Origin of the sequence: Streptomyces sp. NPDC006012 (assembly GCF_042871185.1) — a bacterium.
Taxonomy (GTDB): Bacteria; Actinomycetota; Actinomycetes; order Streptomycetales; family Streptomycetaceae; genus Streptomyces.
In genome coordinates this window covers 69,408-82,780 of record NZ_JBIAIE010000021.1, presented here as the reverse complement: position 1 = coordinate 82,780, position 13,373 = coordinate 69,408, and the positions used below count along the sequence as shown (strand labels likewise).

At 72.2% G+C, this 13,373-nt stretch carries 11 protein-coding genes, 1 tRNA gene and 1 pseudogene; 6 read left to right on the top strand and 7 right to left on the bottom strand.

Annotated features, from left to right (window positions below):
• Positions 1 to 21 precede the first annotated feature (21 nt).
• Positions 22 to 1,836: an ABC transporter ATP-binding protein gene (locus tag ACFYPJ_RS29020; RefSeq protein WP_389023299.1), complete on the top strand. Its 1,815-nt coding sequence runs from the start codon at positions 22 to 24 to the stop codon at positions 1,834 to 1,836.
• Between the two features lie 19 nt (positions 1,837 to 1,855).
• On the opposite strand, the gene ACFYPJ_RS29015 is transcribed toward ACFYPJ_RS29020, so the two are convergent.
• Genes ACFYPJ_RS29015 through ACFYPJ_RS29000 form a run of 4 tightly spaced genes read right to left on the bottom strand, consistent with a single transcriptional unit; the run spans position 1,856 to position 5,829 of the window.
• A complete protein-coding gene (locus ACFYPJ_RS29015) occupies positions 1,856 to 2,383 on the bottom strand; it encodes an NUDIX hydrolase family protein (RefSeq protein ID WP_389023399.1) in 528 nt (175 codons plus the stop codon).
• Positions 2,384 to 2,425: 42 nt separating this feature from the next.
• The gene (locus tag ACFYPJ_RS29010; protein WP_389023296.1) at positions 2,426 to 3,571 is read right to left on the bottom strand and encodes an amidohydrolase family protein; all 1,146 of its coding nucleotides are present in this window, start codon (positions 3,569 to 3,571) and stop codon (positions 2,426 to 2,428) included.
• Between the two features lie 2 nt (positions 3,572 to 3,573).
• Complete coding sequence (locus ACFYPJ_RS29005; RefSeq protein ID WP_389023293.1) at positions 3,574 to 4,977, bottom strand: glutamine synthetase; 1,404 nt, start codon at positions 4,975 to 4,977, stop codon at positions 3,574 to 3,576.
• 39 nt (positions 4,978 to 5,016) lie between these two features.
• Positions 5,017 to 5,829, bottom strand: a complete 813-nt coding sequence (locus tag ACFYPJ_RS29000) for an SAM-dependent methyltransferase (RefSeq protein WP_389023290.1) — start codon at positions 5,827 to 5,829, stop codon at positions 5,017 to 5,019.
• Between the two features lie 303 nt (positions 5,830 to 6,132).
• On the opposite strand from ACFYPJ_RS29000, the gene ACFYPJ_RS28995 reads away from it, so the two are divergent.
• The 3 genes from ACFYPJ_RS28995 to ACFYPJ_RS28985 all read left to right on the top strand — a co-directional run bounded on the left by ACFYPJ_RS28995 (position 6,133) and on the right by ACFYPJ_RS28985 (position 9,204).
• Positions 6,133 to 7,317, top strand: coding sequence for a thiolase family protein (locus tag ACFYPJ_RS28995; protein WP_389023287.1), 1,185 nt, complete (start codon positions 6,133 to 6,135; stop codon positions 7,315 to 7,317).
• A gap of 225 nt (positions 7,318 to 7,542) precedes the next feature.
• Positions 7,543 to 8,316, top strand: a complete 774-nt coding sequence (locus ACFYPJ_RS28990) for a sulfite exporter TauE/SafE family protein (RefSeq protein ID WP_389023396.1) — start codon at positions 7,543 to 7,545, stop codon at positions 8,314 to 8,316.
• A gap of 129 nt (positions 8,317 to 8,445) precedes the next feature.
• Entirely contained in the window at positions 8,446 to 9,204 is a 759-nt protein-coding gene (locus tag ACFYPJ_RS28985) for a cobalt-precorrin-6A reductase (protein ID WP_389023284.1), read from the top strand.
• A gap of 45 nt (positions 9,205 to 9,249) precedes the next feature.
• Here the strand turns inward: ACFYPJ_RS28985 and cobF are convergent, their stop codons facing one another.
• Positions 9,250 to 10,023, bottom strand: a complete 774-nt coding sequence (gene cobF / locus ACFYPJ_RS28980) for a precorrin-6A synthase (deacetylating) (RefSeq protein ID WP_389023281.1) — start codon at positions 10,021 to 10,023, stop codon at positions 9,250 to 9,252.
• A gap of 55 nt (positions 10,024 to 10,078) precedes the next feature.
• Positions 10,079 to 10,612 (bottom strand): DUF309 domain-containing protein, encoded by a 534-nt coding sequence (locus tag ACFYPJ_RS28975; protein WP_389023279.1) that lies wholly within the window; start codon positions 10,610 to 10,612, stop codon positions 10,079 to 10,081.
• A gap of 131 nt (positions 10,613 to 10,743) precedes the next feature.
• Between ACFYPJ_RS28975 and ACFYPJ_RS28970 the strand changes: the two genes are divergently transcribed.
• Together ACFYPJ_RS28970 and ACFYPJ_RS28965 are read left to right on the top strand one after the other, a co-directional pair.
• Positions 10,744 to 10,817, top strand: a tRNA-Pro gene (locus ACFYPJ_RS28970).
• Between the two features lie 85 nt (positions 10,818 to 10,902).
• Positions 10,903 to 11,454 (top strand): annotated as a pseudogene (locus ACFYPJ_RS28965) (endonuclease/exonuclease/phosphatase family protein); the annotation flags it as partial.
• Positions 11,455 to 11,568: 114 nt separating this feature from the next.
• On the opposite strand, the gene ACFYPJ_RS28960 reads toward ACFYPJ_RS28965, so the two are convergent.
• On the bottom strand, positions 11,569 to 13,011 hold the full coding sequence (locus tag ACFYPJ_RS28960; RefSeq protein ID WP_389023276.1) for a hypothetical protein: 1,443 nt from the start codon (positions 13,009 to 13,011) through the stop codon (positions 11,569 to 11,571).
• Positions 13,012 to 13,373: the final 362 nt, after the last annotated feature.

The window sequence follows — 13,373 nt, the reverse complement described above, 5'->3', positions numbered from 1 at the left end:
CTACTACATCACAGGGTTGGGATGGGACCGCCTGATTCAGAGACGACACAACCGCGCAAGGGCTCGGTGCTCCTTGCGCTCCGGTACTACGGACGGGAACTGGCGCGGCTGCGCCGGCTCACGGTGCCCGCGATGCTGCTGCCGGCGCTCGGCAACATCGGCATCGCCTACGTCGGGCCGCTGATCGTCGCCAAACTCGTCGCCGACATCGCCGACAACGGCCGCCCCGGCATCGGCATGGCACTGCCGTACGTCCTCGGCTTCGCCGGCGTCCTGCTGTTCGCGGAGGCGCTGTGGCGGATCGGCCTGCACTGCCTGAACCGTATCGATGCCCTCGGTATCGAGCACCTGTACGTGATCGGCATGGACGAACTGTTCGCCCAGGACGCCGCGTTCTTCCACGACAACTTCGCCGGGTCGCTGACCAAGCGGGTGCTGAGCTTCGCCACCCGCTTCGAGGAGTTCGTCGACACGCTGACGTTCAACGTGGCGGGCAGCTTCGTGCCGCTGATCTTCGGCTCGGTCGTGCTGTGGCGGTACGAACCGCTGCTCGTGGTCGGCCTGCTGACGATGATCGTGGTGACCGCGCTGTGCGTGGTGCCGCTGATCCGCCGCCGCCAGGCCCTGGTCAGCCGACGTGAGGAGGCGATCGCCCGGGTGTCCGGCCATGTCGCCGACAGCCTGATGAACATGGACACGGTCCGGGCGTTCGCCGCCGAGGGACGCGAGGCCGCCGAGCACCGCTCCCGCGTCGCGGCGTCGCGCCGGCTCACCCTGCGGTCCTGGGACTACGGCAATCTGCGCATCGACACCCTGGTCGCGCCCATGTCCGTACTGACCAACGTGCTGGGCCTGCTGATCGCGGTCGCGTTCGCCGGGCGCGGGCACGGTGTGGAGGCCGTCGTGGTCGCCTTCACGTACTACACCAACGCGACACGGATCATGTTCGAGTTCAACCAGATCTACCGCCGTCTGGAGAGCTCGATGACGGAGGCCGCGCAGTTCACCGAACTCCTGCAGAGCGCGCCGACGGTGCTGGACCCGGTGATGCCGGAGCCGCTGTCGTCCTGTCCGGCCGAGGTCCGGTTCGAGCGGGTGACCTTCGCCCACGGGGGCGCCGATCCGCTGTTCGAGGGCCTCGACCTGGCCGTGCCCAGCGGGGCGAAACTCGGGCTCGTCGGCCGCTCCGGCGGTGGCAAGACCACGCTCACCCGGCTGCTGCTGCGGATGACGGACATCGACTCCGGCCGGATCCTGATCGGCGGTCAGGAGATCAGCCGGCTGCGCCAGGCGGACCTGCGCAGCCTGATCGCCTATGTGCCGCAGGACCCGGCGATGTTCCACCGCACGCTGCGGGACAACATCGCCTTCGCGCGGCCCGACGCCACCGACGCCGAGATCCGCCGCGCGGCCGAGGCGGCGCACGTCACGGAGTTCGCGGACGCGCTGCCGGACGGCTTCGGGACCATGGTGGGCGAGCGCGGCGTGAAACTGTCCGGCGGACAGCGTCAGCGGGTCGCCCTCGCCCGGGCGATCCTGCGGGACGCGCCGATCCTCCTGCTCGACGAGGCGACCAGCGCCCTCGACTCCGAGAGCGAGATCCTGGTCCAGAAGGCGCTGTGGCGGCTCATGGAAGGGCGGACGGCACTGGTGGTGGCGCACCGGCTGAGCACGGTGGCCGCCATGGACCGGCTCGTCGTGCTCGACCGCGGGCGGATCGTCGAGCAGGGCACCCACCACGAACTGCTCGCGGCGGAAGGCGCCTACGCGAAGCTGTGGCAGCACCAGTCGGGCGGCTTCCTCGACGGCACCCCGCCGCGGGCCGACCTGCACTGAACGCCCCCGCGTACGTCGGTCAGGGCACCTGGCCGACGTACGCGAGGGCCTGCTTGAGCAGCGCCCCGTGCCCGCCCGGCATCTCGCTCTGCACCGCCTCCGACGCGGCCTCCTGCGGGGTGAACCACACGAGGTCCAGTGCGTCCTGGCGGGGGCGGCAGTCGCCGGTCACCGGGACGACATAGGCGAGGGACACCGCGTGCTGGCGCGGATCGTGGTACGGAGTGACCCCCGCGGTCGGGAAGTACTCGGCGACCGTGAACGGCTGGAGCGAGGCCGGGACCCGTGGCAGCGCCACCGGGCCCAGGTCCTTCTCCAGATGCCGCAACAGCGCGTCGCGGACCCGCTCGTGGTGCAGGATCCGGCCGGAGACCAGGGTCCGGCTGACCGTGCCGTCCGGTCCGATGCGCAGCAGCAGACCGATGCTGGTGACTTCGCCGCTGTCGTCCACGCGCACCGGCACGGCCTCGACGTACAGGATCGGCATGCGGGCGCGCGCCATCTCCAACTCGTCGGAGGACAGCCAACCGGGGGTGGTTTCGGTCATGTCAGACATTGCTTGATCATACTTTCCGGGTGTGGTGGGCGCTCAGTCGCGGGCGGGGTCGGATGCGGGCAGTCCGTACAGGCGGCGGGCGTTGTCCCGGCCCGCCCAGGCGGCGATCCGCAGGGCGTCGGGCAGGCTCAGCTCGTCGGCGTCCACCCGGTCCTGCAGCAGCGCGGCGAGCCCTTGTCGGAAGCACAGCGCGCCGAGGTGGTGGAACTCGGCCACACCGTACGCGTCGGAGCTGTACAGCAGTTTGCGGAACGGGGTGATCTCCAGCGCCTCCGCCAGGATCGCCCGGGCCCGGACCGGTCCGGCATGGTGCAGGGCCAGCCCGACATCCAGGTACACCTGCTCGAACACCGAAGCGAGATAGGCGGCGTTGCGCTGGTACGGCCAGCAGTGCAGCAGCAGCACGGGCACGGTGCCCCGGATCAGGTGCAGCCAGTCCGTCAGCAGGGCGGGGTCGGCCCGGTGCAGCCGGATGTCATCGTCCCCGAACCCGGTGTGCAACTGCAGCGGCAGCCCCAGGTCGACGGCGGTCCACAGCAGATGCCGTATCAGCACCGGGTCGGCCAGCCGGCCGCCGGCCGCGAGCCAGCGCCGGGCCGCGGCGGTCACCTCGTGGTCCGCGGGCCGCGCCGGATCCAGGGCGAAGCCGGTGCGGTAGGCGGCCACCGACTTCACCGCGACCACGCCCGGCCGGCGTACGCCCTCCTCGGCGGCGGTCCGGAACTCCCGCGCGTACGCGCCCGCCTCGACGCCCCGGCGGGCCACCGACTCGGCGATCCCCTCCAGCCGTACCACCTCGTACGCCGCCGCGCCGGCCGCCCGGGCCAGCTCGGCGGGGGAAGTGAGGGGATGCGGGGTGTAGCCGGTGTCGACGCAGAACGCCTCGGCCGCCGCGGCCGACAGGAGGCGCCGGTTGACCTCCGCCCAGCCCAGGGCGGTGCGCCGGGCCAGGTAGTCGGCGGCGGGCGCGTGCCGGGGCAGGTCGAGCAGGGGCGCGCAGTGCCGGCGCACGGCCACCCCGACGGGCGTGTCGAAGGCCGAGATACCGCTGCCCGGCCAGGTCTCGCCCTCGGTGAGCAGGGACTCGAACGCGGCCGGCGCGAGGTCGGCGGTGACGGCGCCGTGGCAGTGGTGGTCCACCAACGGCAGTGCGTCGAGCGTCTCCCGGACCGCGCCCATCGTCAGTACTTCCAGCGGTAGGCCGCCGCCACCTGCGCGTCGTCCAGGCCCTCGACGGCCGCGGCCTCCCCGAGGCGTACCGCGGTGACCGCGTCGGCCAGGACCGGTCCCAGCGCGGTGCGCAGCACCTTGTCCGCGCGGAACGCCTCCACCGCCGCGGTGAGCGTGGCCGGCAGCCGCCGCACACCCCGGGCCGCGGCCTCGTCGGCGCCGAACCGGGCCGGGTCCCCGGTGACCTCCGCGGGCAGCGGAGCCGCGTCGGTGATGCCGTCGAGACCGGCGGCGATGACGCAGCCGAGCGCGAGATACGGGTTGGCGGCCAGGTCGACCGGTTTGACCTCCAGGTTCGCGTCCCGTTCCCGGCGGCCGGTGGTGCCGGTGACGACCCGCAGCGCCGTCTCGCGGGTCTCCCGGCCCCAGGCGGTGAACACGCCCGCCCACTGGGAGGGCCGCAGCCGCAGATAGCTGGCGGGGCTCGGCGCGGTCACCGCGGTCAGCGCGGGCAGCCGGGCGAGCACCCCGGCGGTGAACGACTCCGCGTCGGCCGTCATCCCGTACCGGCCCCCGCCCCCGGAGTGCAGGTTCACCCCGCCCCGCCAGCAGGAGAGGTGCAGATGGCCGCCGTTGCCGACGCCCGCGGCGAGCACGGCAGGGGAGAAGGACACGCGCAGGCCGTGCCGTTGCGCGACGGCACGGACGGTCTGCCGTACCAGGACGCTCCGGTCGGCCGCCGCCACCGGGTCCAGCGCGCCCACCGACACCTCGAACTGCCCGGCCGCGTACTCGGGATGGATCTGGTCGACCTCCACGCCCTGCGCGGCGAGGGCGGTGAGCAGATCGGCGGTGCAGTCGCTCAGCTCGACCTGCCGGGCGGCACCGTAGGCCGGGCCGGACACCGCGGGCACGAACGTCCCGTCGGGCGCCGTCGCACGGCCGACGGACCATTCGATCTCGACCGCCGCCCGGAAGGTGATGCCGAGCCGTGCCCCGGCGTCCGCCACGATGCGGCGCAGGAAGGTCCGGCTGCACCCGGGATGCGACTCGCCCTCCTGGGTGATCCGGTCGACCGGGGCCCAGGCCCAGCCCGGCTGGCCTGCCAGCTCCACCAGCCGGTCCAGGTCCGGGTAGAGCCGCAGGTCGCCGTCGGGCGAGCCCAGGACGTCCGTGGTGACGATCGAGTCGTCGGCCAGGAACGTGTCGAAGACCGGCGACATGCCGACCCCCCAGGCGGCGGCGTCGGCGAGCCGTGTGGTCGGGACGGTCTTCACCCGGCCGACGCCCGCCGTGTCGACGTAGGCGAGGACGATCCCGCACACGCCGCGTCCGGTCAGTTCGGCGGCGCGCTCCACGGCCCGCTCCACATCGCCGGGACGCCCCCCGGGCACGGGGTCGGCCAGAGTGGTCATACGTCCTCCAAGACGGGGCTCGGCTGCTCGGTCCGGGGGTCAGGGTTTCACGGCCACCACACCGAACTGCGGGACCGCCGCGGGGGAATCGGGTCCCGCGCGCCACTGCGAGCACGGCACCAGTCCCGGTTCGAGCAGGTCCAGGCCGTCGAGGAAGGCGGCCACCTCGTTCTTGCCGCGGGCGATGATGGGCGGCGTGGCGTTCTCGTTCCAGAACTCCATGGCGGCCACGTTGCCTGCGCCGCCGACCTCGCGGTCGTGGGTGGGGTGCGTGAGCACGAGGTGGCTGCCGGAGGGCACCGCCGCCATGACCCGGCGCACGATGTCCCGTGCCTTGTCCGTGTCGATCACGAAGTTCAGGATGCCCAGCATCATCACCGCGACCGGCCGCGACAGGTCGAGGGTCTCGGCGGCCCGCCGCAGGATCGCGTCCGTGTCGTGCACATCGGCGTCGATGTAGTCGGTGACGCCCTCGGAGCTGCTGGTGAGCAGGGTACGGGCGTGCGCCAGCACGATCGGGTCGTTGTCGACGTACACGATCCGTGACGCGGGCGCGATCCGCTGCGCTATCTCATGGGTGTTGTTCACCGTCGGCAGTCCGGTGCCGATGTCGAGGTACTGCCGCATCCCGCGCTCGGCGGTCAGGAACCGCACCGCCCGCCCCAGGAACTCGCGGTCGGCGCGCGCGACCGCCCTGATCACCGGGAACAGCCCGGCGACATGCTCGCCGACCTGCTGGTCGACCTCGTAGTTGTCCTTGCCGCCGATCCAGTAGTTCCAGACCCGCGCGTTGTGCGCCACGGAGGTGTTCAGCTTCACCGGCCCGTCCGCAGGGGGGTGCCCCTCGCTCACGTCTCTGCCCTTCTCATCTGCGGTTGTCCGCCGACATTCTGCCGTCCGGTGATCGCGGCTGTCCCGGGAATCGGACACCGGACGGCCCGGACCGGCCGGGTGGTGCCCGGCGGACGTGCGACGCGGGTGCGGGTGCCCGGGCGCGCAACGGGGCAAACACCGCGGCTCACGCGGGCAGTACGCCGTCCGGGAAGCGGACCGGGGTGCGATCTTCCCAGCGGACCGGCGGACGGACTATAGTTCTAAAACTAGCAGCGCTAATTAAGTTGGCCGGTCCACAGCGCCGTAGTCAGGAGCCCCGCCATGCGTCCCGTCCACTTCGCGGCCGCCCGCCGCACCCCCATCGGCAAGCTGCGCGGAGCGCTCTCCTCCGTGCGGCCCGACGACCTCGCGGCGGCCGTGATCCGCGGCCTGGTGGCCGACGCGCCCGCGCTCGACCCGGCCCGGATCGACGACGTGTACTGGGGCGCCGCCAACCAGGCCGGCGAGGACAACCGCAACGTCGCCCGGATGGCCGCGCTCCTCGCGGGCCTGCCCGAGACCGTGCCCGGCGCCACCGTCAACCGGCTGTGCGCCTCCGGCCTTGAGGCCGTCACCACCGCCGCCCGGGCCGTCGCCGCGGGCGAGGCGGACATCGTCGTCGCGGGCGGCTCCGAGTCGATGAGCCGCGCCCCCTTCGTGCTGCCCCGCCCCGACGAGGCCCTGCCGCACCGGATCGAGACCGCCGACACCCGCCTCGGCTGGCGCCTGGTCAACCCCGCGATGAAGGACCTCCACGGGCTGCTGTCCATGGGGGAGACCGCCGAGGAGGTCGCCGACCGCTACGGCGTCCCGCGCGAGCGCCAGGACGAGTTCGCGCTGCGCAGCCACCGTCTTGCCGCCGCGGCCCGCAGGGACGGCCACTTCGACGGTGAACTCCTGCCCGTGCGGCGCCCGGACGGCGTCGTCGTCGACAGCGACGAGTGCATCCGCGAGGACACCTCGCTGGAGAAGCTGGCCGGGCTGCGGCCGGTGTTCCGCCAGGGCGGCACCGTCACCGCGGGCAACGCCTCACCGATGAACGACGGCGCGGCCGGCCTGCTGCTGGTCAGCGAGGAGGCCCTGGACGAGCTGGGGCTGGAGTCGCTCGGCCGGTACGCGGCCGGCGCCTCCGCGGGCGTCCACCCCGATGTGATGGGCATCGGACCCGTGCCCGCCACCCGCAAGGCGCTGGCCCGGGTCGGCTGGAAGACCGGCGACGTCCAGGCGGCCGAGTTCAACGAGGCGTTCGCCGCCCAGGCCCTGGCCTGCGTCGACCAGCTCGGCATCGACCCCGACCTGGTCAACCCGAGCGGCGGGGCCATCGCCCTCGGGCACCCGCTGGGCTGCTCCGGCGCCCGCATCCTCACCACCCTGCTGCACCGCATGCGCCGTACCGGGGCCAGGCGGGGGCTCGCCACCATGTGTGTGGGAGTCGGGCAGGGAAGTGCGGTTCTGGTGGAGCGGTAGCGCTCCGCCGGGTGCCCCGGCGAGGCGTCGTCTTCGAGTCCTCGGCCTCCCGCACGCACGGGGTACCCCCGGGCGGCGGCGTGGCTGGTCGTGCGGATTCCCGCCGCGGCTCCCCGCGCCGCCGCCGGCACCGCCGTCCTGGTGTCCGGGCGGCGCGGGTGCCACGGCCGACAGGTGGGACGTCCTTACGCAGGTCAGATGCGTGGGCATAACATCGGTCCCCGCATGGACATGATGACGCTCTGGCACATTTCAGGATGGGAGTACGCCGCGCTCGCCTTCGCGGCGCTCCTGGTCGGCTTCTCCAAGACCGCGGTGAGCGGCGCCAACACGGTCAGCCTCGCCGTTTTCGCGGCGGTCCTGCCCGCCCGCGCCTCCACCGGTGTGCTGCTCCCGGTGCTGATCGCGGGCGACCTGCTCGCCGTCGCCACCTACCGGCGGCACGCCCACTGGCCCACCCTGTGGCGGCTGTTCCCCGCCGTCGCGGTCGGCGTGGCGACCGGCACGCTGTTCCTGGTCTGGGCCGACGACGGGATCGTACGGGTCTCGATCGGCGCGATCCTGCTGCTGATGGCCGCGGTCACGCTCTGGCGGCGGCGCCGCGCCGGCTCCGAGGCGGCACCGGACCCGATCGCCACCCGCGCGGGCCGGGTCAAGGCCCGCTCGTACGGCGTCCTCGGCGGCTTCACCACCATGGTCGCCAACGCCGGCGGACCGGTGATGTCGATGTACCTGCTGTCGGCGGGCTTCCGGAAGCTGGGCTTCCTGGGCACGTCCGCGTTCTTCTTCCTGATCGTGAACCTGTCCAAGGTGCCCTTCAGCGTCGGCCTCGGCCTGATCGACGGACGTTCGCTGCTCCTCGACGCCACCCTCGCCGTGTTCGTCGTGCCGGGCGCCCTCATCGGCAAATGGGCCGCGGACAGGATCAACCAGCGGCTGTTCGAACAGCTGGTGATCGCGGCGACGGTGGTGGGCGGCGTCCAGCTGCTGCTGCGCTGACGGCCCCGGGCGCGGCCCGAGCAGCGCGGACGGACCGGCGAACGGGCCCCGTACGTGCTCGGCGGTGCCCCTCGTCTCCGCCGCGCACCCGCGCGGCCCCGGCCACCGGCTCCCCGTACCCTCACTCCCATGCCCGCTCACGTCCTGATTCTCGGCGGTACCACCGAGGCCCGGCTGCTGGCGGCCGAACTGGCGGCCCGTCCCGGGCTCCGGGTGACCACCTCGCTGGCCGGGCGGGTGACCCGGCCCGCGGCCGTCGCCGGGGAGGTGCGCACCGGCGGGTTCGGCGGGGCCGAGGGGCTTGCCGCCTGGCTCGCCGAGCGGCGGGTGGACGCCCTCGTGGACGCCACGCACCCCTTCGCCGCCCGGATCACCGCCCACGCGGCGCGGGCCGCGGCGACGGCCGGAGTGCCGCTGGTGGTGGTGCGCCGCCCGGGCTGGCGGCCGGGCGAAGGCGACCGCTGGCACCCGGTCCCGTCCCTGGCCGCCGCCGCGGAAGCGCTGCCCGGGCTCGGCCGCCGGGCCTTCCTGAGCACCGGCCGCCTGGGCCTGGCCGCCTTCGCCCAGCTGACCGGAGTGCACTTCGTCGTACGGTCCGTGGAGCCGCCCGAGCCGCCGCTGCCGCCGCACACCGAAGTACTGCTGGCACGCGGGCCGTTCACGGTGTCCGACGAGTCGGCCCTGCTGCGCCGGCACCGGATCGACGTCCTCGTCACCAAGGACAGCGGGGGAGCGGCCACGGCCGCCAAACTGACGGCCGCCCGCGAACTGGGACTGCCGGTCGTCCTCGTCGGCAGGCCCCCGCTGCCCGCCGGGGTGACGGCGGTGCCCGACGTACCGGCCGTACTGGCGCAGCTGGACCTCGCCCCGCCGCCGGCGACGGCCTGAGCCGGTCGCCGGCGGTACTCCGCCCCGTTTCCCGCCCGGGCGCCGTCAGCGGTCCCGCCGATTCCGGCGCAGGAGATACGTGTCCATGATCCAGCCCTTGCGCTCGCGGGCCAGGGCGCGCAGCCGCTCGATGCGCGGCCCGGCCTCCGCGACCGGACCGGAGTCCAGGATCTCGTCCGGAGTGCCCAGATAGGCGCCCCAGTAGATGTCGATGTCGTCGTCCGCGTACCGCTTGAACGTCTGCTGGGAGTCGAGCATCACCACCACGTCGTCCACGCCGTCGGGAAAGCCCTCGGCAAGGCGCCGTCCCGTGGTGATCTGCACGGGCCGGCCCACCCGGTTCAGGCCCGTGCGGTGCCGGGCGGCGAGCGCCGAGACACTGCTGATCCCCGGCACCACCTCGTACGCGAAGGCCACCGCACCCCGGGCCAGCACCTCCTCCAGGATGCCGAGCGTGCTGTCGTACAGCGCGGGATCGCCCCACACCAGGAACGCGCCGGTCTCCTCCTCGCCCAGTTCCCCGGTGATCAGCCGCTCGTAGATGTCGGCGCGCGCACCGCGCCAGTCCCCGACGGCCGGCGCGTACGCCGCGCCGCCCGCGCCCCGGTCCCGTTCCGGATCGCGCGCCTCCACCAGCCGGTACGAACCGGCCGGAAGGTGCGCGTCCAGCAGTTCCCGGCGCAGCCGGCTCAGGTCGCCCTTCACCTCGCCCTTGTCGAGCAGGAAGAACACGTCGGTCTCGCGCAGCGCCCGGACCGCCTGGAGGGTGAGCTGCTCGGGGTCGCCCGCGCCGATGCCTATGACATGAATCCGTCGCACGCCCCGAGTCTGCCCCATGCCCGCGGCTGTCCGTGCACGGCGGTCCCGCCCGGCGCTATGCCGTCCGCCGCCCGCGCAGCCGGGGAGCGAGCGCGGCGGCCTCGACGGGCTCCCGGTTCCGCTCGACCGTGCCGGCCAGCTCCCGCGCCCAGGCCGCGAGCCCGGCGACGTCGATCCCGTGGGGCCGCAGGCGCCCGCTGCGGGCGGCCCACTCCTCGACCACCGCCGCACCGCGCCCGAGCAGCCGTGCCCCGCCGGTAACGTTGCCCCGGGCCGCGTGCGTGAGCCCGACCGCCAACTGGGCCAGCCCCCGCCACAGGGCGCGCTCGTCGTCGGGCCCGGACTTCCAGGCGTCCTCGAACACCTCGTGCGCATGGAATGGCCGGCCCGCGTCCAGCAGCGCCTGCGCCTCCGCGACGGTCTGCCGCGGTGTGCGCACGATGCCCTCGGGCTGACGTGCCACGCCCGCCGCGCCGTACGGCAGGGGCCGCCCCAGCCCGTCCCGGGGCCGTGCGTTGCGCGCCCGGCCCGCGTCGTCCCGGTCCCGGGCGCCGGCCGGCCGCCCCGGGGTTGCGCCCGTGGTTCCCATACGGCGATTGTCCCCCGGCGGTGCCCCGCGCCCCACCGGTACGGCGGCCCCGGCGCCGTTTTCGGCGCGGCCCGGGCGGTGGGGTAATGTGCTCCCTGCGCGATCACGCAGATCACCGCGGGACAGCGCATCGGGACGTGGCGCAGCTTGGTAGCGCACTTGACTGGGGGTCAAGGGGTCGCAGGTTCAAATCCTGTCGTCCCGACGTATAGGAGTGACAGGCCAGGGCCGGTTTCGGAGAAATCCGAAACCGGCCCTTGGTCCTTCCTGGGGACCAGTAGCACGCCAGGATCGAGCTGCCGGCCCGCGTCGACGACGATGACGGCCGCCTGGCCCTCTGCACACGGATCGACGCCCCCACACACCGGATCCCGTTCTTCACCACCCACCTCACCTCGGCCGTCGATGCCTCCGCGGTCCGCTGCCAACAGGTCGCAGTCCTCGCCGAGTTCGTCACGGCGCACAGCCGTGGAACCGACTTCCCGCCCGTTGTCACGGGCGACTTCAACGCATTTCCCGACTCCGATGAAGTGCGACAGTTCGGCGGCTAAAAGACGGCACCTGCCGTCCCCGGCCAGGTCTTCCTGGACGCGTGGGAATACGCGGACCCGGCACAACCCTCGGCAACCTGGAACGCGGCCAACCCCTTCGTCGCTGCCGCATTCGATCCCGGCGTCCGCATCGATTACATCCACGTCGGCCCACCAGGCCCTCAAGGACTTGGGGCCGTCAGCTCCGTCCGTCGCGTCGGCGACGAGCCCGTGGACGGCGTGTGGCCGTCCGACCACGCTGCCGTCCTCGCAGACCTACGAGCATCCTCAGATCTGCGCCCGCTGCCCTGACAGAGGCCATGGGTCAGCCTTTGGCCTGCGGATTTCCAAAGAAGGCTGACCTGGATTTCCGTACCGCGAGTGCGAGTGCGTCTGGAAGTGCGATCTCCGGACCGGGGCGAGCGGTCAACGGGTTGACTCGGTCCGCTCGTACACCGTCACCCTGCGGCCGCGGACCCGCACGTCGGCTACCGCCGTGAAGTGTCTCTTCAGCACGGAGATCTTCATCCTGTCCCGTTCGGCGGATACCGGTTTCGCCACCGAATCGGTCAGCAGCAGGATCCGTTGCTGGTCGAGCATGGCGGTGCGAATCTGAGACGGGTTTGTCTCCACGCCTTTCAGCGATCCAGACTTCTCCGGGCTTTCCTTGAGGGCTATGTCTCGTAGACCGGCGAAGGCGCCTGGGGAGACGAATTCGGCATCCCTGCGCTCCGGCGGGATGAAGAGCACCGCACTCCCGGTCTTCTTCAGCCTTTGCACCTTTCCTGCTATGGCCAGGACGTCGTCCACTCGGCTTTGGGGGGACCTCTTGATCAGTGACTGCGGCAGCAGGGCCGCCATCGCCACGACGACGACCAGGGGGAGAATCCACATCGACGCCCTTGGGAAACGAGGCGCGGCTGCCGTGACCGCCGAGCCGATGATCGCGCCGATCAGCAGTGCGAGCCCGAGCAGGCTGAAGAGGACGTACCGGTCCAGGAACAATGGCTGGACGAGAGAAAGACCGATGAGGCAGATCTGCGGCACCGCCAACAGCGGCAGTCCGACGGCTGCCAGTGACAACTGGCCGGCTCGGGGGCGATCACACAGAGCTCCGACGACACCGATCCCCAGCAGGGCCGCCGGACCAATCATCATGTGCCAGGTCAGCGGGGGTATCCATGCCACCTGCGCGGACTGTTCCCGGCTGAAGAGGATCAATGGTGATACGCAGGCCGCAGCGGCCAATGAGGCCGCACTCCAGCGTGTCCACACTGCGCGCGCAGCTCGGGACCAGGCCAGAGTTGCCAGGTGCGCCAACAGGAGAAGGAGTGAGAGCCAGTTCAGCAGCCCGCAGATCAAAACAGTACCGAAGTAGGCGACCCAGTGCGACGTCCGCCCCTGCAGCGTGGTCACAAGCAGCACGGTCGAGACGCCCGCTCCGGCTGCCACGAGCGCATAGGGCCGGCCCTCTTGCAGATAGAACTGCACGGCCGGAAGCAGCCCGAATGCCAGGCCGCCGGCCAAGCCCGCCCATGTCCCGGCCAGCCGTTGACCGATGACCGTGACACAGGCCGCCGCCACCGCGGTGGCCAGGACCGAGGGGAGCCGCAGCGTCGTCGTGGAGGGTCCGAAAAGCTCGAACAGGACATGCATCAGCAGGTAGTAACATCCGTGCACGACATCGATGTTTCCCAGCAAGTGCCCTATCTCGGCGGTGGATCGCTCAGCCACACTCCAGGTCGCGGCCTCGTCCCGCCACACACTGTTCTGCCGGGACAGTCCCCACATGCCGAGGCAGAGAGTCCAAAGCATGGGTATCACCCAGATGGGAACATGGCGGCGCAGAAATACTGTTGGTGATGCCATGTGGCGTGGTCCGACCCTCAAGTCTGCGGTGCAATGACCAAAATCATCAGTCGGTGCACGACGTGGAAACGAGCTTCCGGAGTGGACGCCGGCAGCACGAAAGCTGGAGGGAGACGCGACATCTGACGGCCGACCATGAAGCGTATGCACCGTAGCGCTTCTGCTGCGATTCCGTGAAAGCCAGGGCGATCCAGACGCGCGTTCCGCCGCGGGTGCCGGATCCCGGAACGGACAAGGTCGCCGTCAACAGCGAGCAGGTGACCTCGCCATCGCTGCCGCCGGCGGCATCGGCAGACACCTCCCGGTATGCCAGCTGAGCAGGCGTCTGGTGTGGTGGCGTCCGGTGCGGTCGCCGCTCGGCG